At 63.5% G+C, this 20,214-nt stretch carries 14 protein-coding genes and 1 pseudogene; 9 read left to right on the top strand and 6 right to left on the bottom strand.

Features of this window, described 5'->3' with window-relative positions:
- Positions 1-125: pseudogene (locus SAZ10_RS24430) on the top strand (IS110 family transposase); the annotation flags it as partial.
- Positions 126-406: 281 nt separating this feature from the next.
- Here the strand turns inward: SAZ10_RS24430 and SAZ10_RS24435 are convergent.
- Both SAZ10_RS24435 and SAZ10_RS24440 read right to left on the bottom strand, forming a co-directional pair.
- Positions 407-1,573, bottom strand: coding sequence for a diphosphate--fructose-6-phosphate 1-phosphotransferase (locus SAZ10_RS24435; RefSeq protein WP_318612006.1), 1,167 nt, complete (start codon positions 1,571-1,573; stop codon positions 407-409).
- 188 nt (positions 1,574-1,761) lie between these two features.
- Complete coding sequence (locus SAZ10_RS24440) at positions 1,762-2,463, bottom strand: L,D-transpeptidase (protein ID WP_318612171.1); 702 nt, start codon at positions 2,461-2,463, stop codon at positions 1,762-1,764.
- Positions 2,464-2,839: 376 nt separating this feature from the next.
- Here SAZ10_RS24440 and SAZ10_RS24445 point away from each other — a divergent pair, with 376 nt between their 5' ends.
- Complete coding sequence (locus tag SAZ10_RS24445; RefSeq protein WP_412535292.1) at positions 2,840-3,526, top strand: MBL fold metallo-hydrolase; 687 nt, start codon at positions 2,840-2,842, stop codon at positions 3,524-3,526.
- 107 nt (positions 3,527-3,633) lie between these two features.
- Here the strand turns inward: SAZ10_RS24445 and SAZ10_RS24450 are convergent, their stop codons facing one another.
- A complete protein-coding gene (locus tag SAZ10_RS24450; protein ID WP_318612007.1) occupies positions 3,634-4,218 on the bottom strand; it encodes a glyoxalase superfamily protein in 585 nt (194 codons plus the stop codon).
- A gap of 305 nt (positions 4,219-4,523) precedes the next feature.
- On the opposite strand from SAZ10_RS24450, the gene SAZ10_RS24455 reads away from it, so the two are divergent.
- Together SAZ10_RS24455 and SAZ10_RS24460 are read left to right on the top strand one after the other, a co-directional pair.
- A complete protein-coding gene (locus tag SAZ10_RS24455; protein WP_318612008.1) occupies positions 4,524-5,147 on the top strand; it encodes a LysE family translocator in 624 nt (207 codons plus the stop codon).
- Between the two features lie 20 nt (positions 5,148-5,167).
- Positions 5,168-6,478 carry a tetratricopeptide repeat protein gene (locus SAZ10_RS24460; protein WP_318612173.1) on the top strand — a complete coding sequence of 437 codons (1,311 nt, stop codon included), beginning with the start codon at positions 5,168-5,170 and terminating at the stop codon, positions 6,476-6,478.
- Between the two features lie 19 nt (positions 6,479-6,497).
- Here SAZ10_RS24460 and efp read toward each other — a convergent pair whose 3' ends face one another.
- Entirely contained in the window at positions 6,498-7,064 is a 567-nt protein-coding gene (gene efp / locus SAZ10_RS24465) for an elongation factor P (RefSeq protein ID WP_318612009.1), read from the bottom strand.
- Between the two features lie 113 nt (positions 7,065-7,177).
- Here efp and epmA point away from each other — a divergent pair, with 113 nt between their 5' ends.
- Positions 7,178-8,218 carry an EF-P lysine aminoacylase EpmA gene (gene epmA / locus SAZ10_RS24470; protein WP_318612010.1) on the top strand — a complete coding sequence of 347 codons (1,041 nt, stop codon included), beginning with the start codon at positions 7,178-7,180 and terminating at the stop codon, positions 8,216-8,218.
- A gap of 315 nt (positions 8,219-8,533) precedes the next feature.
- Positions 8,534-10,918 (top strand): caspase domain-containing protein, encoded by a 2,385-nt coding sequence (locus SAZ10_RS24475; RefSeq protein ID WP_318612011.1) that lies wholly within the window; start codon positions 8,534-8,536, stop codon positions 10,916-10,918.
- A gap of 120 nt (positions 10,919-11,038) precedes the next feature.
- Here the strand turns inward: SAZ10_RS24475 and SAZ10_RS24480 are convergent, their stop codons facing one another.
- Positions 11,039-12,367, bottom strand: coding sequence for an aspartate aminotransferase family protein (locus SAZ10_RS24480; protein WP_318612012.1), 1,329 nt, complete (start codon positions 12,365-12,367; stop codon positions 11,039-11,041).
- A 142-nt stretch (positions 12,368-12,509) separates the two neighbouring features.
- Positions 12,510-13,514, bottom strand: coding sequence for a LysR family transcriptional regulator (locus SAZ10_RS24485; protein WP_318612013.1), 1,005 nt, complete (start codon positions 13,512-13,514; stop codon positions 12,510-12,512).
- A 90-nt stretch (positions 13,515-13,604) separates the two neighbouring features.
- On the opposite strand from SAZ10_RS24485, the gene SAZ10_RS24490 reads away from it, so the two are divergent.
- From SAZ10_RS24490 to SAZ10_RS24500, 3 genes are read left to right on the top strand one after another with little or no spacing between them, the layout of a single operon-like run.
- Positions 13,605-16,058, top strand: coding sequence for an FAD-dependent oxidoreductase (locus SAZ10_RS24490; protein ID WP_318612014.1), 2,454 nt, complete (start codon positions 13,605-13,607; stop codon positions 16,056-16,058).
- Entirely contained in the window at positions 16,055-18,514 is a 2,460-nt protein-coding gene (locus SAZ10_RS24495; RefSeq protein WP_318612015.1) for an FAD-dependent oxidoreductase, read from the top strand. The genes SAZ10_RS24490 and SAZ10_RS24495 overlap by 4 nt, the downstream gene beginning before the upstream one ends.
- 17 nt (positions 18,515-18,531) lie before the next feature.
- Entirely contained in the window at positions 18,532-20,094 is a 1,563-nt protein-coding gene (locus SAZ10_RS24500; protein WP_318612016.1) for a trimethylamine methyltransferase family protein, read from the top strand.
- The last annotated feature ends 120 nt before the right edge of the window (positions 20,095-20,214 follow it).

Raw genomic sequence — 20,214 nt, forward strand, 5'->3', positions numbered from 1 at the left:
ATCAGCGGTTGCAGGCGGCAGGCAAAGAGAAGATGGTCATCCGCATCGCGCTCGCCCGCAAGCTGCTCGTCATCCTCAATGCAAAAGCACGCGATGCGCGCATCGAGTTCGCTAATGCAACTTGACACGTCAGATAGTCGCTCATCGCCCTGCCGGGCACTTCTCCCCGTAAACGGGGAGAAGGACGCCGGCCGTTTTTGAAGGCGCTCGTACTGCACCGTCGGCGATTGGCGAAATCAAAGCGGCAGTGTCTCTCTCCCCGCTTGCGGGGAGAGATGCCCGGCAGGGCAGTGAGGGGCAGCACCAACGGTCAAACTTTCAGCCGCTGGTGACCCCATCCGCCGGTGTCCAAATGGCTTGCGGGATGAAATCTGCGTTAACCTGAAGCGGGCCCAAGCCCAGCCTTTCACACGAACGGTTTGCCGACCTCGAACTTGTTAGGCAGCAGGCGCCTGAAATAGGCGAGCCCGGCCTCTGAGAGCTGGTTCTCGCCGGATTTCAGGAAGTCGTCGGGCATATGGCGCGTCTTGCCGGCGACATTGGCGAGCGGCACCAGTTTCGTGACGGTTTTCTCGCCATCGAATTGCAACGCGACGGAGCCGCCCCCCTTATCGGCAGCCTCGACTGCGAAGGCGCCGGCCTCGAAAGCCTCCTTCGCGTCAGTCGGGCTGATCATCGAGATCGCGCCGCGCGGCAGATAACCGAGCGTGTCGACGCGAGCGCGTGCCTTGGGCAAGCCCTCGGCCAGTATCTGCTCGAAGGTTGCTCCGAGCGCAGTGCCGGAGAGCTTGAGGTTGCCATGCGCGTCGCGCTCGAGTTTCTCCGGAGGCACGATGGTCTCGACCAGCGAACGGCCATCTTCGGCTGAAACGCCTTCCGAGACTGCGACGATGCAGCGCTTGTGTCGATCGAGCGTGCTCTTCACGTCGTCAATAAAGCGCGCCGGCGAGAAGCCGCGCTCGGGCACATAGACGAGATGCGGGCCGCTCTCCTCATCGAGGCGCCAAGCCGCGGAGGCGGCCGTCAGGAAGCCGGCATGGCGGCCCATGACGATGCCCACATAGACGCCGGGCAGGGCGCGGAAATCGAGATCGACGCTCAGGAAAGCGGCTGCAACGAATTCGCCGGCCGAGATGAAGCCCGGCGTGTGGTCGTTGTCGACGAGGTCGTTGTCGATCGTCTTCGGGGCGTGCACGAAAGCCATGCTGCCGCCGGCCGCATCGGTGAGGATCTGCTGGGTGCCGGCCGTGTCGTTGCCGCCGATATAGATGAAGGCGTCGGCGCCGGCCTTCCTGAGGCCGGTGAGCACCACGTCGCAATAGGCGGCATCCGGCTTGTCGCGCGTGCTGCCCAGGGCGGCGCTCGGCGTGCCGGCAACCAGTTTCAGTTGCGCCTCCGGCACGGCCGAGAGCTCGACATAGTCGCCGTCGCGGATGCCGCGCACGCCATGGCGCGCGCCGAGTACCTTGGCGCCGGGATGGCGCTTCTTTGCTTCCAGCACGGCGCCGACGAGCGTCTGGTTGATGACGGCGGTCGGGCCGCCTCCTTGCGCGATGACGAAGGTCGCCGACATGTCATTTCTCTCCGATTTCAGGCTGTACGATCTGAGCAAGCATGGCCCGACCGGTGCGAACGCGCAACCGTTGAGGGCGAGCACCGGGGCAGTTATTTATCTCCGCGTCGGCGCAGGGCAAGACACCGGGGACAGTTTTGCCTATTTCCGCCTGCGAGACGCTTTGGGGAAAGGGGACTTCCCTTCGCTCAGCCGACCACGACCGGCGTCCGGCCGTTGACGCGGTTGTAGAGGTCGATGACGTCCTGGTTCATCATGCGCACGCAACCCGACGACATCGCCTGGCCGATGCTCCACCATTCGGGGGAGCCGTGCACGCGGTAGCCGGTGTCGACATTGTCCTTGTAGATGTAGAGCGCACGCGCGCCGAGCGGGTTGTCGAGGCCGCCCGGCTGGCCGTTGCGCCACTTTTCCAGCTCCGGCTTGCGGGCGATCATCTCCGCCGGCGGCCTCCAGGTCGGCCATTTCTTTCCGTACTGGATGTTGGCGCGGCCCGACCAGCGGAAGCCGTCGCGGCCGATGCCGACGCCGTATCGGATCGCCTCGCCGCCGGGCAACACGTAATAGAGATGACGCTCGGCGAGATTGACGACGATGGTGCCGGGCTGCTCGCCGGTCGGATCGACGACGATCTGCCGGCGATACTCGCGCGGCACCTTGTCATAGGGGATCGCCGGCAGGACGAAACCCTCGTCGGTCAAGGAGGCGTACATCACGTCAGGGCTGGTGACGTGGTTGTCGATACCGATTTGGGGACGGGTGGGGACCGTTCCCGTTGTGAAATTATCGAGCTCCAGCGCAGGCATGTCGGCCGTCTGCGAGCAGGCGCTGAGCGCTGCGGCGCCAAAGCCAGTGAGCACCGTCCGGCGCGTAAGCGAGGAGGCGAGCAGGCGGTTGAAAGATTTCGGGGAGAGGGAGGACACGTGGACTCCAGACCAAAGCACGCATTGCAGACGACTTTCTGCCAACATGGTTGAAAAAGCGTGAATACGAGCTGCCGGCTTGTTAGAGCGTTCTGTTATTCTCCAGGCGCAGGTGCTGCCCCTCGCCCTTACCCTCTCCCCGTGAAAAACGGGGAGAGGGGGCGTCAGCGTCGCGATTCCTCCGGCTAAGGGGCGAGGCGCCAACCTCGGCGTCCCCCTCTCCCGCGTGCGGGGAGAGGGTAAGGGTAAGGGTGAGGGGCGGCGCCGATCCAAAACCAGAAGGCTCTAACGCGAGGGAGCAGGAGTGCTAGTGGAAGCGAGGAAATGGTTTCGCAGGCGGCAGTTGACGCCTGAGCTCGCGGTGTATGAGGAGCCGTTCGTAAACTCCTTCTTTCGCGCGAACATGTTCCATCTGGCCGGCCGCGACCGCGACCTCCTCGTCGATACCGGCATGGGATTGGCTCGCCTGTCCGAGGCGATCGAGCCTGCTGCCGGCAAGCCGTTGGTTGCGTCTGCCACTCACATCCATCTCGATCATGTCGGCTCGCTGCACGAATTCGCCGAACGCGCCGGACCTGGATATTCGGCGCGATCGTTCGAGCTCATGGATGACGCGAAGACCTATGCCGACCAGTTCCGCGATCTGGACGAACCGCTGGCGGAGCCGCCGGAAACCGGCTGGCAGCTCGCCGGTTACAGGCTTCACCCGGCGAAGCTGACAATGCCGCTCTTCGAAGGCGATGTCGTCGACCTCGGCGATCGTCGGTTCCGTGTGCTGCACCTACCAGGCCATTCGCCGGATTCGATCGGCCTGCTCGACGAGCACGACGGCCTGTTCTTCAGCGGTGACGCCATCCATGACCAGCAGCTGATCGACGATCTGCCGGATTCGGATCGGAGAGCGTATCGCGAGACGATGGCACGCATCCTCGAGCTGCCGGTGCGGATCGCCTGCGGCGGTCACGGCGAGGCGATGGACGGCGAGCGAATGTGCGAAATCGCGAGGGCGTATCTCTCCAGAAGCGCCTAGCGGGGCCGCTTCCGCCGGTCCAACACAGTCCGATCCACAACCTCTGCAGCTTGCCGAAGGCGGAAGCTGGCCAGACTGTTCTCTGGCCAGAAAACTCCGGTTGCTCGCTATGCTTGGCCCCTCTGCATTGACGAGCCCCTTTCCATCAAGCCCCAGATGTGACCGAATGGATCAAACACGGATGCAACACGGTATCCCTCCGTGCTCACCTGAAGCTCGTCACGAATGACAGCCCCGGCCTCCACTGCTTTCCTCAGCACAGCCTCTGGATCACGCACTTCGAGGCGAAGGACCGAACTGACTGAGCCCTTGCCCTTCGGATAAAACGGGCCGCCTCTGACGGGCTCCAGTTCGCGCCGGGGATTGGAGCCTGAAACAGTGATCTTCGTTTCCCCAATTCTCAGATCTACAGCTACTAGTTCGTCAGCATGCACGTAGGTTCCGATCCGCACAGCATCAAAAGCAGCCTCATAGAAACGTGTGGCTTCTTCCTCTCGGCTGTGCTCGACCATGATCGCCATACTCAAAGTTACTTCCTCATCGGAGGCGGCTTTCCAGACGTTCCAGTCTCTGAAACCGTTTTGACGTGCGACGATCTCCAGACAGGCGCTATGCGGCAGGTCCACCTGCCGTTCCGCAAGCGCCTTACGCAACGCTTTTGCCATTGATTTCGAGCGAGAAAGCTTATCCATGGTTCGATCCCTTGCAGGGCGCATACTGTGTCAGTGCTCGCGTTGCTGACGGTCGCCCAAAGGGGTCCACCAAAATGTTCGTGCATTCACCATCCTAAGGGAGCGAGCGGCTGGCTGCACGGGGCCAGTGGCAGTCAAATAGATACGGCCGATTCGGTCAACTGACCGATTTGCCTCAATGGCCCCTTTCCAGTCCAAACGAGACTGGCGTGTCAGGTGGCAAGCATCAGGTTTTCACCACTAGATTCTTCTTTACATCGGGAGCGACCGAGAGATTTATGCTCTCCTTCAACAGGAGAGAACAAATGGCCTTCGAAACCTGGCTCGCCTTCACTGCCGCGGCAGCGGTGCTGCTCGTCATTCCGGGACCGACCATCCTGCTCGTCGTTTCCTATGCGCTCGGGCAGGGCTGGCGAACGGCACTGCCGATGGCAGTGGGCGTCGCGCTCGGTGATTTCACGGCCATGACCCTTTCCATGCTCGGCATCGGCGCGCTGCTGATGGCCTCGGCAACGGTCTTCACGGCGCTGAAGTGGACGGGCGCGGCCTATCTCGTTTATCTCGGCATAAAACTCTTCCGTGCGGGCGGCGCCATGAAGGCAGAACCGCGCACGACACGCAGCCCGGCCGTCAAGATGATGGCGCATGCCTGGCTGGTCACGGCGCTCAACCCGAAAAGCCTGACCTTCTTCATCGCCTTCCTGCCGCAGTTCCTCGACCGGCACGCCGATTTCTGGACGCAGATGGTGATCTTCGAGGCGACCTTCCTGACGCTCGCCTTCCTGAACGCCTTCAGCTACGCACTTGTGGCGTCGCGGGCGCGCAGCATGGTCGGCAATGCACGTACGATCCGCATGTTCAACAGGGCCGGCGGCACGCTGCTGGTCGGTGCGGGGGTCGCCACAGCCGCTATCCGCTCCGGGAATTGAGTTTGCGGCTCGGTTCCACGATGCGCGATTCGCTCGGTCTTCAAGTCACCGGCGCGACGCAATCGGCGATCGAGCATTACGAGCGCGCGCTCCACGAGCTGCAGTGCTTCATCGGCGATCCTGTCGGGTCGGTGGAGGAGGCCATCGCTGCAGCGCCAGGTTTCGTCATGGCGCATGTGCTGAAAGGTTATCTCTATGGCCTCGCGACCGAGCGCGAAGCAATGGCGGTAGCGGCCGACACTCATGCCGCCGCGCAGAAGCTCGGCGGTACGGCGCGCGAACAGGGGCATGTCTCGGCGCTCGGCAAGCTTGCCGCCGGCCGCTGGCATGAGGCGGGCGCCACGCTGGAAGACATCTCGATCGAGTATCCGCTCGATGCGCTCGCCTTGCAGGCCGGCCATCAGGTCGATTTCTTCACAGGCAATTCGCGCATGCTGCGCGATCGCATCGCGCGTGCCCTGCCATCATGGTCCTCGGGCATGCTTGGCCACCACGCCCTGCTCGGCATGCATGCCTTCGGGCTCGAGGAGACCGGCGATTATGCCCGCGCCGAGGCGACGGGGAAACGCGCGGTCGAGATCGAGCCGCGTGACGGCTGGGCGCAGCACGCCGTCGCCCACGTCATGGAGATGCAGAGCAGGCAGCGGGATGGCATAAGCTGGATGCGCCAGGAGTCCGTTGGCTGGACCAGGGAGAGCTTCCTGCAGGTGCACAATTGGTGGCACCTCGCGCTGTTCCATTACGATCTCGGCGAGGCCGGCGAGGTGCTCGCGCTCTTCGATGGGCCGATCTACGGCTCCCGCTCGACGCTTGCGCTGAACATGGTCGACGCCTCGGCGATATTGTGGCGGCTCCATCTCGGCGGGGTCGATGTCGGCGATCGTTGGGGCGAGCTTGCCGCGAACTGGCTGCCTAAGGCGGGCGCAGCCAATTATGCTTTCAACGATGCCCATGCGATGATGGCGTTTGTCGGCGCCGATATGCCCGGGGCGGCCGAGACCCTGATCGAAGCGCAGCGCCGGGCGATGGGGGCGGCGGACGACAATGCCGCCTTCACGCGCGACGTCGGCCACCCGGTGGCGCTGGCGATCAAGGCTTTCGGCGACGGGAATCACCGGGAAACGGTCCGGCTGTTGCGGCCGATCAGGGCAATGGCGCATCGCTTCGGCGGCAGCCACGCGCAGCGCGACTTCATCGACCTGACGCTGATCGAAGCAGCATTGCGGTCAGGAGACGTGGCGCTGTCGCGCGCCCTCGCCGAGGAGCGTTTCGACGCCCGGCCCGCGAGTCCCTTGTCACGACTTTTTCTGGAAAGAGCGGGACAGGGTTAGCTGTACCGATCGCTGACCCTCAGTCCTTCGCCCGCTCCACATATGAGCCGTCGACCGTCATGACGACGACGCGGGTGCCGACCGTGATATGCGGCGGAACCGAAGTGCGCACACCGTTCGAAAGCACCGCGGGCTTGTAGGACGAGGATGCAGTCTGGCCCTTGGTGACGGGTTCGGTGTCGACGACCTCGAAGCTTGCGCGCTGCGGCAGCACGATCGAGATGGCTATGCCTTCGTGCAGCGCCAGCTCGACCGCCATCCCCTCCTGGAGATATGGCGCCTGGTCGCCGACAACGCTCTCCGGCACCGCGACCTGGTCATAGGTCTCAGGATTCATGAAGTGGAAGCCTTCGCCGTCGTGATAGAGGAAAGTGTGCTCGCGCTCCTCCACATGGGCGCGCTCCACCTGCTCGGTCGTGCGATAGCGCTCCGAAATCTTCACGCCGTCGGAGATGCGGCGCATGTCGAGCTGAGTCACCGGCGTGCCCTTGCCGGGGTGGATGTTTTCGGCGGACAGAATGACGTAGAGCTTTCCGTCCTTGTCGACGACATTGCCCTTGCGGAGCGAACTGGCGATTACCTTCACGTGCTAAACCCTGAATGAATGGAAACCAATGGGAACCGGCTGAGGAGCCTTTCGTCGCGCCTAGCGCATCTTGAGCGCCGCCGCCAGTACCCCCGCAACTCAACCGAGCACCGATGACCTATTTCTCACCCTGGTGGACGCCGCACGTTCATGCCGACCGACGCCCGCGACTGATGCTACGCAACTCCATAACCGCCGCCACGCGGGAATGGTTCACTCATCATGACTTCATAGAGGTCGAGACCGCCGCCCTGCAAATCTCGCCCGGCAACGAGGCGCACTTGTCCGCCTTTTCCACCGAGGCGATCGGGCCCGACGGCAAGCGCCAGCCCTTCTATCTGCACACGTCACCGGAATTCGCCTGCAAGAAGCTTCTGGCTGCGGGCGAGACGCGAATCTTCAGTCTCGGTGCGGTCTATCGCAATCGGGAGCGCGGCGCCTTGCATCATCCCGAGTTCACGATGCTCGAATGGTACCGGGCCGGCGAGACCTACGAAAGCGTGATGGCGGATTGCGCCGCGCTCGTTGCGCTGGCGGCCGAGCGGGCCGGCTCGAAGCGCTTCGCCTTCCGAGGCCGCGAAACCGATCCTTTTGCCGAGCCGGAGCGCCTCACGGTCGCGGAAGCGTTCCTTCGCCATGCCGGCATTGACCTGCTCGCCACGGTCGCCAGGGACGGCTCGACGGATGCGGAGGCGCTGCGCGAAGGCCTGACGCAGGCCGGCTTGCGCACCGCGCCGGACGACAATTGGGCAGACCTGTTCAGCAGGGTCCTGGTGGAACGGGTAGAGCCGGCGCTCGGGCAGGGGAAGGCGACCATTCTTTATGAATATCCGGTCGCCGAGGCGGCGCTTGCCCGAAAGACCACGAACGATCCGCGCGTCGCAGAGCGCTTCGAGCTCTATTGCTGCGGGGTCGAGCTTGCCAATGGCTTCGGCGAACTGACGGATGCCGCGGAGCAGCGGCGCCGCTTCGAGGCCGAGATGGACGAAAAGGAGAGGGTATATGGCGAGCGATATCCCCTCGACGAGGAGTTCCTGAACGCGCTCGCCATCATGCCGGAAGCAAGCGGGGTTGCGCTGGGGTTCGACAGGCTGGTGATGCTCGCGGCCGGCGCAGCCAAGATCGAGGACGTCATCTGGACGCCGGTGGCATAGCCTCGTAGAGCCCAGCTTTGCCGTTCGCTGAAAGCAGACCGCTCGGTGAGGGCGGCCCCTCTGTCACTTCGGGGAGAGGCCGGCTGCCAGCGATGGTCCGATATCGGCAAACATATTTTGCCGATTGGGACCGAGGACGTTCGTTCGGCATATGCTTGGTGTCACAGCCTCGCAAGTAATTCTGAAGGCACTGTTCTTTCGACGAAATTCCGCCCCAAAGCCGCCTTCTTGCTAGGTTGGATTTGCGTGCTTCGGGAAACCTTCCGACCTCTCCGGCGTTGTTGACAGAGAGCGGATAACACGTAGCAGATTGCGATGTGGACGCTTCAGAAGTTCCTCGGCTTCTTTCTTGCCTTCATTTTCGTGGCCGTTTCGGCTGCCGGCGCGCTTGCACAAGAGCAAAAACGCCTTGCTTTCGTCATAGGCAATGCCGCCTATCCATCAGGCGCGCTGGCGACACCCGCCAACGATGCCGGACTGATCGCGCAGACCCTGCAGGCGGCCGGTTTCGATGTGGTCGGCGCCCGCGACGTTGACCAGGAATCGCTGCGCGGTTCATTGCGCGATTTCCTCGGCAAGGTCTCCGCCGCCGGTCCCGAAGCTGTCGTCTTCGTCTATCTCGCCGGCCGCGGTGTGCAGTTCGAAGGCGAGAACTACTTCTTGCCGGTCGATGCCCAGATCGCCAATCCAACCGACGTTCCGCTTCAGGGAATGCGGCTATCCGATATCACCAAGTCCCTGGCTGGACTGCCGACGAAGGTCAACATCGTCGTGCTCGATGCGGCGCGGCCCAATGCATTCCCGAAAATGAACCAGCCGCTCGCCGGCGGTCTCGCGCTGGTCGATCCCGACCCGAACATGATGATTGCCTTCAACGCCGCTCCGGGGACCGTCGCCCCGGAAGGCAGGGGGCCGTACGGCGCCTATGCCCAGGCCCTTGCCGAGATGATGCGTGAGGGTGGCTTGTCGCTCGACGATGTGTTCGATCGCACGCGCCTGCGTGTCAACGAGGTAACACAGGGCGCGGAAGTTCCGTGGGACGCCTCCAAGATCAGCGCGCCCTTCGTCTTTTTCGACCGTGCTCCGGATGCGCCCGCGCCCAAAGTTTCGGAGGCCGAATCCCAGGCCAACAGAACCAGGCAAATCCGCGACTTCGATGCCCACGACGCCTATGTCGCGGCCCTCGATCGCGACACGTTGCGTGGCTACGAGGATTTCCTCGTCGCCTATCCTCACGACCCCATGGCCAAGCGTGTGCGCGCCATCGTCGCGGCGCGGCGAGAGGCGATCACCTGGCGCGAAACCTGGCTGCGGGATACGCCGGAGGCCTACTGGTCCTATCTCCGGCGCTACCCGCATGGCCCGCATGCCTGGGACGCCCGCCGCCGGCTCGAGCATTTCGAGGCGGCCCTGGAGCCGCCGGAGGATTTTGCCGTCTACGCCTATGATGTGCCGCCGCCTCCGGAGGAGGAAATCGTCTATGTCGACCGGCCGGTGCTCTATTTCGACGACCCCGATTTCGACTTGCCGCCGCCACCGCCGGTCGCGGTCACATTCCTGCCCCCGCCGCCGCCCGATTTCGTTATGCTGCCGCCCCCGCCGCCCCCCGTCGGCATCTTCGTCCTGCCGACGCCGGCCTTTGTGCCCATTCCGGCTTGGGTCGACCCGCCGCCTCATGTCGTGCCGCCGCCGGACAACGTCATCTTCAACAACATCCACAACACCACCATCATCAACAACACGACGATCAACAACGAGAACAACCAGGCAGCGCAGCGAGGTGGCCTCACCACCGGCCAGAAGCTGACCGGGGCCGCTGTCGGGATGGGCGCGGCCGCGCTCGCGACCAAAGTCGCGCTGCCGCCGCTGTTGCAGAAGAAGGCCACGCTCTCCAACCAGCGCCCCGTTGCTGCGGGCAAGCCCGACCAGGCCGCGGCGCAGGGCAAGCAGCCCGGCGGCGCGACCCCGCTCTCGAAGACGCTCTCAACCGATCACGCCCTGCCTGGAGCGAACGGCAAGACGCTGCCGCTCGTCGACGGCAAACCGCCTGTGCTCAACGGCCAGAATTTGCCCGCCGACAAGTCCAAGAACCCGCCTGGCAAGCAAGCCACCCTGGGCGGCAATCAGAAAACAGGAAATGCCGTTACCGCACAGGGCAAAGGCCAGCATAACGGAGCCGGCAACAGCCTTGACAAGAATGGCAAGCTCCCCAAGCAGCCGACCGTCAATGGTGCCCCTGCCGGGCAGGCCCTGAACGTCCCGCAGAAGCCCAAGAACAATCCGAACGCGACGTCCGGCCAGGGCAACGGCAAAGGCAAGAATCTGTCGGCTGGCCAGTCCGTTGTCGTGCCGAGCGACCAGGGGTCGGCTGCCGGGAACAAGAAGCTCCGCAAGCCGCGGAGCGGCGATGCAGGTCCCGCTGTCGCGAACGGCAACGTCCAGCGGAATATCAAGGTCAGCAAGCCGAAGGGGAACCCGCAGCCCCAGGTCAAGCCGCAGCAGAAGCCGAGCGTGCAGGCGTTATCCAAGCCGCAAAAGCCGGAATTCCATGCGCAGCCCAAGCCTCAGGTGCAGGCGCGAAGCGTGCCGCAGCAACCCAAGCCGCAGCAACCCAAGCCCCAGCAGCCCAAGCCGCAGCAGCAACAGGTCAAGAAGAAGCCGTCTTGCGGGCAGAAGGGCGAACCGGCCTGCGGCAAGTAGCGAGCACGAAAGGGCGCGCCCAATTCGTCCAGCAAATCATCGGAGCTCCGGCTGGGTATCGGTCATGTCTGACCGGGGATCACGCTTCGTGCCAACGAGTGCATGGCGCAACTGAAGTCATCAACGGCCAGTTGCGGCGAAGCTTCTTTCAAAACGGTCGACGACATCATCGACATCGGACATGGCCAGGCAGAGTGGCGGGCACATGCGAATGACGTTCCGGTAAGGCCCAGAGCGGCTGGCGACAAGCCCGTTGCGGCGCGTCTCCTCGAAGATCGCGAGTGTCTCTTCTGGCGCCGGCTCTTTCGTGACGCGGCTCTTGACGAGCTCGATTGCAAGCATCAAGCCGCGGCCTCTGACGTCGCCGATAATCGGATAGCGCTCCTTCAAGTCTTCGAGCCGAGCCTTGAGCGCACCACCGACAGCCCGGGCGTTCTCCTGAAGCTGTTCCTCTCGGATCACTTTGAGAACGGCGCGGCCGGCCGCGCACGCAACCGGATTCGCACCGTAGGTGTGGAACAGGAACTTGTCGGCCATCGACTCGGCAACCGCACGTTTGGCGATCACTGCGCCGAGAGGGATTCCGTTGCCCACACCTTTTGCCACCACAACGATATCGGGCACCACGCCGTGAGATTCGAAGGACCAGAAGGCGTCGCCCGTGCGTCCCACGCCGGCCTGCACCTCGTCTATGATGCAGAGGCCGCCAGCGGCCCGTACTCGCTGCAATGCGCCAGCGATATAGCCTTCGGGCATGGGGACGATGCCGCCGTAGCCCTGGACGGGTTCGATGATCATGCCCGCCAGCTTGCCGCTCGTGGAGGTTGCGATCGCGCGGTCGACTTCCCGCAGATAAGGCTCCAATTCTTCGCCGTGGACGCCGCGATACTGGTTCGGCTCCGGCACGAAGGTTACGCCCCCGAGCTGCGGGACCGGGTGGCGGAAGCCGGCTATGCCCGTCACCGACTGCGCGCCAAACGTGGCTCCATGGTAGCTGGAGGCAAGCGCCAGCATGTCGATATTGCCGGTATGGGAACGCGCCATGAGCAGGGCGAGGTCGATCGCTTCGGCACCGGAATTGGTGAAATGGACGACCCATTCGTGGCCGGCCGGCATCGTGGCCGCGAGTTCTTCGGCGTACTGGGCCGGCACCGGATGATAGAACATGGTGGTGCAGTGGGTCAGTTCCGCGACCTGTTCGCTCGCGGCCTTCACGACTTGCGGATGCGCGTGACCCACTGAGATGCAAAGGTTCATTCCAAGCAGGTCGATGTATTTTCTATCCTGTTCATCCCAAACATATTGTCCCCGGCCACGCTTGATGATCAGCGGATCCTTGTAGGGGACGAATTTGCGCTGGGAGGCGGAGTAGAAGCGGTCCCTGCGATCGACAATGCTTTGCGTCGACCAGTCGACCGCAAGCGATGAATGGATATGAGGAGCGTTCATGTCCTTGCCTCTCAGATTTGAGCAACGGAAGGATAGAACATGGATGCGTGTGCGAACGCACCGGCAAAATGATCCATCAGGATAACTGATGCAGCCAATTAGGGCGCCGGGATGCCCTAAGACGAAAATGCGGCGGCTAAGGTCAAGCCGGAGCCGCCGATCGCTCCAGGGTAAAGTGGTCAGGAGGCAAATCGGGCAGGCGCTCGTTTATCGCCTTTCTCAGCACTTCCGCGGTGCGCGCGGCAAATGCTTCGGGCAATTCTCCCAATTCCCGCTCCCGCGCGACCAGCAGGATGTTGCGCGACAGGCTGGTGAACGGCAGTGGATGAATGTCGATTTGCATGCCCTCGGCAAGGCCGTCGATGAGCAGCGTCGGCGTCAAGATGGCGAAGCCCATGCCCGCCGCCACGGGCGCCATCACCACGCTGGAGCGATCGCCCTCCATCGCCCGCGGCAGCTCGATGCGCAGGCGGCTGAGATGCTGATCGACCCGCAAACCGACCGGCGTCTCCCTGGAAAAACGCACGAAAGCAAGCTTGCTTGAGAGTTTTCTGATGTCGCCGACGTCGCCAGAAAAACCCTTCGGTGTCACAAGCAGGAATTTCTCCGTCATGACGGGGTAGCGCGTCAGCCCTTCGATCTCGAACAGTTCGCCTGAAGTTACCGCCAGGTCAGCGCGGCGTGCCCGAAGCAGCGCGACATGATCGGTGGCAAGCCCGGCAAAAAGGCTGAGTTCCGGAATGCCGAAATCTCTTCGCGCCAGAACCGAGAGCGCGGGCGCCAAAGTGGTGGCGATCGAAGCCAGCAGCGCCACCCTCAGCAGCGGCAGGGGCGCGGCATTGACACGGCGCGCCTCGGTGCGCAGTCCCTCCACTTCCGCCAGTATGGCGGCGGCCCGGCGATGCAGCGCTATGCCGGCCTTCGTCAACTCGATGGGTCTCAGATTGCGGTCGATCAGGCTTACGCCGAGCGCCGTTTCCAGGTTCTTCAAATGCTGGGACGCGGCTGACTGGGTCATGCCGAGCATCTGCGCGGCCTGCGTTACATGCCGTGTCTCGACGATGGCCGCGAAAACCTCGATCGACCGTAACAGATTGAAATCGAAGCTGCCGCTCTTCACCGGATATCCCTTCGCAGCACCCAGCATAAGTTTTGCTAATGTTGCAGAAATCCCATTGAGCACAAGCCCGCTTGGCGGGAAAGATCGCCGCGTTTCGGCGGCAAAGGGATCCCACCGGTGAATGAAGACGCCCGGATCGTGATCATAGGCGGCGGTGTAATCGGCCTGAGCGTCGCTTATCATCTGGCCGAACTCGGCGTGACCGACGTCGTTCTCATCGAGCGGAATCAATTGACGAGCGGGACCTCCTGGCACGCCGCCGGGATCGTGGGCCCTCTCAGGGCCACGCTCAATTTGACCCGCCTCGCGCAATACGCGACCGAGCTCCTCCCGAGGCTCGATGAACTGACGGGCCAGTCCGCCGGCTATCGACAAACGGGCGGCCTCTGGCTGGCGCGCCAGGAAGAGCGGATGAGCGAGCTCAAACGCATCGCGCATATGGGCGACGTCTGCGGCCTTCGGGTCGAACTGATCGACGCGAACGTCATTGGCGAGCGGGTTCCCGGAATAGCTCTTGACGGACTGGCGGGCGCACTTTGGGTGGAAGAGGACGGGCAAGCCAATCCCGTAGATATCTGCGCGGCCTATGCGAGGCGGGCGCGCAAAGCCGGAATACGAATCCTGGAAGGTGTCGCCTGCAGCGGCTTCGTAATCGAGAAAGGCCGGGTCGCGGGCGTCAAGCTGGCGTCCGGCGCGACGATCCGATGCGAGGCGGTGGTAAACTGCGCCGGCGCCTGGGCAAGGCACATCGGCGGCATGGCTGGGGTCCCGGTTCCGCTGCAGGCTGTCGAACACATGTATGTGGTGACAGAGCCCATTGCAGGGCTGCCCAACCCGTTCCCGATCCTGCGCGACCTGGACGAGGGCATCTATGTCAAGGGGGATTCCGGCAAGCTCGTCCTTGGCGGCTTCGAGCCTGACGCCAAGATCTTCGAGGTCAACAGCGCGGCCGGCGACAGGCCCTTTGTCGAATTGCCCGAGGACTGGGACCAGTTCGAGCCTTTCATGTCAGCCGGATTGCGGCTCTTTCCCGCTCTCGCCGAGACAGGCATTCGTCACTTCATGAACGGGCCGGAAAGCTTCACTCCGGACACCCTGCCCTTGATGGGCGAATCGCCTTATCTGCGCGGCTTCTTCGTCGCCGCCGGGTTCAACTCGACGGGCATGATGTCATCCGCCGGCGCCGGCAAGGCGATGGCCGAATGGATCGTCGACGGCGAACCCGGACTCGATCTGTGGCCGCTCGATATCTCGCGTTTCGATCGCAACTCCGCATCCCGGGCTTTCGTGCGGGCGCGAATGGAGGAATCGGTCGCCGATCTCTTCCGGATGCACTGGCCCTACAAGCAGTCCAAGGCCGGCCGCGGCCAGCGCCGTTCGGCTTGGCATGACATGCTCGGCGAAGCGGGGGCGGTGTTCGGGGCTCCGACCGGCTGGGAGCGGCCGCTGTGGTACGCCCGCAGCGAGGCGGATCGCGAGCCGCACTATACCTTCGGCAGGCAGCACTGGTGGCAGGCCGCCGAACGCGAGGCGGTCGCCATGGCCGGCGGCGTCGGACTGTTCGAGCTTTCCCCGTTCACCAAGCTCGACGTTACCGGACGCGATGCGGCAAGATTGCTGCAGCAGCTGTCGGCCAACAACATCGATGTTGCCGAAGGCAGGTCGGTCTACACGCAAATGCTCAACCGCCATGGCGGGATCGAGGCCGACGTCACCGTCACACGCAGCGGAGATGCCGCTTTCCGCGTCGTTTCCGGCGCTGCCACTCGGCAAAAGGATTTCGCCTGGATCGCCAGGCACGCCAACGATTTCGGACTAGACGCCTCAGTGTTCGACGCCACATCGGCCGAGGCGGTCCTCGGCGTCATGGGGCCGCGCTCTCGCGACCTGCTCGAGGAATTGACCGATGCGGATCTGTCCGACGCGGCGTTTCCCTTCTCGACTTCCCGGCGGATCGATGTCGGCATGGTCAACGTGCGGGCAACGCGTGTCAGCTTCGTCGGCGAGCTTGGATACGAACTCTACGTTCCCGTCGAATGCGCCGAAAGCCTGCTGTCGACCATAAGGGAAGCCGGCAGGGCGCATGGCGCGGTCCTTTGCGGTCACTATGCGCTCGACGGCTGCCGGCTGGAAAAAGGTTATCGGCACTGGGGACATGACGTCGGCCCGAAGGAAACGCCGCTCGAAGCGGGGCTAGGCTTTGCCGTCTCCTGGACGAAGGGCGAGTTCATCGGGCGCGCCGCGCTCGAGGCGCAAAGAGCCCGAGGGTTAACCCGCCGCCTCCTGCATTTCGCGGTCGAGGGAGCCAATCCGCTTCTGCTGCACGATGAGCCCATTTACCGGGACGGCAAGTTCGCCGGACTGACGACCTCGGGCGGCTTCGGCTTCCGCACGGGACTAAGTCTTTGCCTCGGCTATGTCGCCTGCGAGACGGGCGAAACGAAACAGCAACTTGCCGCATCGAGATATGAGATCGCCGTCGCGGGGCAGCGCTTCGGTCTCAGGCTTCTCGAAAGGCCGCCTTACGATCCATCCGGCTGCAGGATGCGCAGCCAACAGGAGACACTATGAGACAACATGCCCGCGTCGTCGTCATCGGCGGCGGCGCCATGGGGGTTTCCCTTCTCTATCATCTTGCCAAGCGCGGCTGGAGCGACGTGGTCCTTGTCGAGAGGCAGGAACTGACTGCAGGCTCGACCTGGCACGCCGCAGGGCTGTGCACGCATTTCGCCCACAACGCCACGATCATGGAGATGCGGGCCCATTCCGTGCGGCTTTACCGGGAGGTGCTGACGGCTGAAACCGGCCTGCCGACCGGCTTCCATCCGAGCGGCGCGCTCCGCGTCACGCGTTCAGCGGACCGCATGGACGAATTCCGTCACGTGCAAGGCCTTGGCCGCTTCGTCGGCTACGAGTTCAACATTCTGACCCCCGCCGAGCTGAAGAAAATATACCCACTCTGCCAGACCGACGGCATCCTCGGCGCCATCCATGAGCCGAATGACGGGCATGTCGATCCGACGCTGGCTACCAACGCAATGGCAGCAGGCGCGCGTTCGCGCGGCGCCGAGATCGTGCGCCGCAATCCGGTCCTGTCGATCGACCGCACGGCTTCGGGCGAGTGGCTGGTTCGAACCGCGGAAGGGGATATCAGGGCTCAGCATGTGGTGAACGCGGCCGGCACCTGGTGCCGCGAGGTGGGCGAGATGATGGGCATCGATTTGCCGGTCGTTCCGATGCTCCACCAATATGTCGTCACCGACACCGTGCCAGAAATCGCCGAGCGCATAGCGGCCGGCCAGAAGGAACTCCCGATCATCCGCGACCCGGAGGAGAGCTGGTATCTGCGCCAGGAGAGGGACGGCTATATCGTCGGGCCCTACGAGAAGTCGGCTCATCCCTGGGCGATCGACGGCGTTCCACCGGAGTTCGGCATGGAATTGCTGCCGCCGGACCTCGACCGTGTCGAGCATATCATCGCACTGGCGATGGAGCGGGTTCCCGCGCTTGCCAGCGCCGGCATCAGGACCGTCGTCAATGGCCCGATCACCTTCACGCCGGACGCCAATCCGCTGGTCGGCCCTGCTTTCGGCCTCAGAAATTGCTGGCTTCTGACCGGTTCCAGCATGGGCGTGATGGAGGGCGGCGGCGCCGGTGCCTTCCTGGCCGACTGGATCGTCGACGGTGAGCCGCCACGGGATGCGCTGGCCATCGATCCCCGGCGCTTCGGCAATTACGCCGATCGCGACTACCGCGTCGACAAAGCGGTGGAATGCTTCGGCCTGCAATTCGGCGTGCACTATCCCTATGAGGAACGCGAAGCGGGGCGCCCGCGCCGCACCACGCCCGCGCTCGACGTCCAAATCTCGCAAGGCGCGGTGCTGGGCGCTGCCTATGGGTGGGAGCGCCCCAACTGGTTCGCTAAAGGGAATAATGGCCGCAACCCACCGCTTACCTTCAAGCGCCCGGGCTGGCTGGATGCCGTAAGAGGGGAATGTCTCGCGGTGCGGGACAGCGTCGGGGTGGTCGATCTCTCGGCCTTTTCGAAGTTCGAGGTGAGCGGACCGAATGCCGAAGCCTTCATGGCCTCGCTCGGCGCCAACACGCCGCCGTCCCGTTTTGGCCGTATCGGCTTGATTCACGTTCTGACCGAAAAAGGAGGCGTCGCTTCCGAATTCACCGTCACACGGCTCGAGCAGCGCCGCTTCTATCTGACCAGCGCGGCGCTGGCGGAACGACACGACGACGACCTGCTTCGCGTCCGGTCGGCCTCGTTTCCGGGTGTCGTTGTCGAAAACATCACCGAAAGGCGGGGTGTCCTGGGCGTCATGGGACCGAACGCGGCTGACGTCCTGCAAGCGGTCAGCGAGGTCGACTTCTCGAATGAGGCCTTCCCATGGCTGTCGGCGCAGACGATCAGGATTGCGGGCATCAAAGTGACGGCGCTTCGCGTGTCCTATGCCGGCGAATCGGGATGGGAGCTGCATGTCCAACTCGGACAGTTCCGCCGGTTGTACGACGTGATAGGCAAGGCGGGCGCGCGGCACGGCCAGCGGCCCTTCGGTGTGTATGCTCTGAACTTCATGCGTCTGGAGAAGGGCTATCGGGGATGGGGCGCCGACCTGACGACCGAGCGTACGCCGCTCGAAGCGGGGCTGGGCGCTTTGGTCAAAGCAGACGGACGCTCCTTCGTAGGGCGCGACGCCATGCTCGAGCGCCAGAACGGGCAACCCTGGCGGATGGCGCTTCTGGAAATCGAGGATGATGGCGAGCGGCTACCCTTCTACAGCCACGCGGTGCTGCGCGAGGGCCGGCCAGTCGGTGTCATCACGAGCGCGGGCTACGGCTTCCGCACGAACAAGGTGCTGGCGCTCGCATATCTGAGGCCAGGGGTCCCGGAACGGGACTTCGGCATCTCGATCCTAGGCAAGGAGCTCGCGGCCCGTGAACTGGAGGAAGCTCCCTACGATCCGCGAAATCTGCGGCTGCGCGGGATGCACCATCTGCAGCCCGCCGCACCGGTTTGAACGTCTGGAGAGATACCATGCAAGATGTCGTTACGCCTGGCGAAGCAGGATCATCTCCGGCGCGCTCCCGTGGCCGCGCGGCGCGTCTCATACAACGAGGCGCGCAAGAGCCGCGCCGCCCCTATATCAGCCGAAGAATCTCGACATTCAACATCCTCGACGAGGAAGGCTTGAGCCTGATCGAAGCCAATGCCGATCGCCTGCTCAAGGAGATCGGCATGGAGTTCCATGACGATCCGGAAATCCTCGATCTTTTCCGGGACGCCGGCGCCGACGTAAAGGGTACGCGCGTCCGGTTCGAGCCCGGCATGTGCCGCAAGATCGTTCGTGCCACAGCTCCGCAGCAATTCAAGCAACATGCCCGCAATCCGGCGAACACCGTTGTCATCGGCGGCGACAACACCGTGCTCTGCCCCTCCTGGGGCCCGCCTTTCGTCCACGATCTCGACCGCGGCCGCCGCTATGCCACGCTGGGCGATTTCCGCGATCTGGTGCGGATCCATCAGATGATCCCCCACCTGCACCATTCGGGGGGCGTCGTTTGCGAGCCGGTAGACCTGCCGGCCAACAAGCGCCATCTCGACATGCTCTACACGCACATACGCTACTCGGACCGCCCCTTCATGGGCGCCTTCATCGGCTCGGAGCGCGCACAGGACGCGGTCGACATCGCCAAGATCCTCTTCGGCGAGGACTTCGTCGCGAACAACGCCGTTCTCTATAACGTCAGCAACACCAACGCGCCGCTTGTGCTCGATTCCAACATGTCCGGTTCGCTGAAGGTCTATGCGCGCAACAACCAGCCGGTCGCGTGCACGCCGTGGACGCTGGCCGGCGCCATGAGCCCATGCACCGTCGCCGGCACATTGGCGCAGGTGCTCGCCGAGGCGCTTGCCTGTCTGTCGCTCGTGCAGCTCATCAATCCGGGCGCTCCGTGCCTGATGGGAAGCTTCGCCAGCACCATATCGATGCAGAGCGGCGCACCGACATTCGGCACGCCGGAAGCAGCCAAGATGGTGCTGGCGGCCGGCCAGCTCGCGCGAAGGCTTGGCGTCCCTTTCCATACGGTCGGCTCGCTTTCGGCATCCAAGCTGCCCGACGCACAGGCGGAACAAGAGGGGACATGGGGTCTTTTGATGTCCCTTTTCGCCGGCGCCAACGTCATCAACCACGCCACGGGGTGGCTGGAGGGAGGGCTGGTGACCGGCTTCGAGAAGACCATCATCGATGCCGACCTTTGCGGCAAAGTGACGAGCCTGTTCGAGGGCATCGACCTCTCACCGAACGCGCAGGCTATGGAAGCCATCGCGGAAGTCGGGCCGGGGTCTCATTTCCTTGGCAGCGCTCACACGCAGTCGAACTTCCTGTCGGCCTTCTATCGCTCGACGATCAGCGACAACAATTCGTTCGAGCAATGGAATTCCGAGGGCGGCCTTGATGCCGCCCAGCGCGCCAACCGGCAGTGGAAGAAGCTGCTGAGCGACTATATTGACCCGGGCCTGGACCCCGCGATCGATGAAGAGTTGCAGGCCTTCATCGCCAAACGTAAAGCGAGCATGCCGGATCAGGATTATTTCTGAACATTAAAAGCGCTTTGCCACTCAAGGCCTTATGCGGGTCATCGTTTTTGCTAATGCGAAGGAAAATGGGATGGATTGCCTGCCCGTTCCGCTAACCTGACGGCAAGATCAAACAAAAAA

It is taken from the genome of Mesorhizobium sp. BAC0120 (assembly GCF_033542235.1).
GTDB lineage: Bacteria > Pseudomonadota > Alphaproteobacteria > Rhizobiales > Rhizobiaceae > JAWRCU01.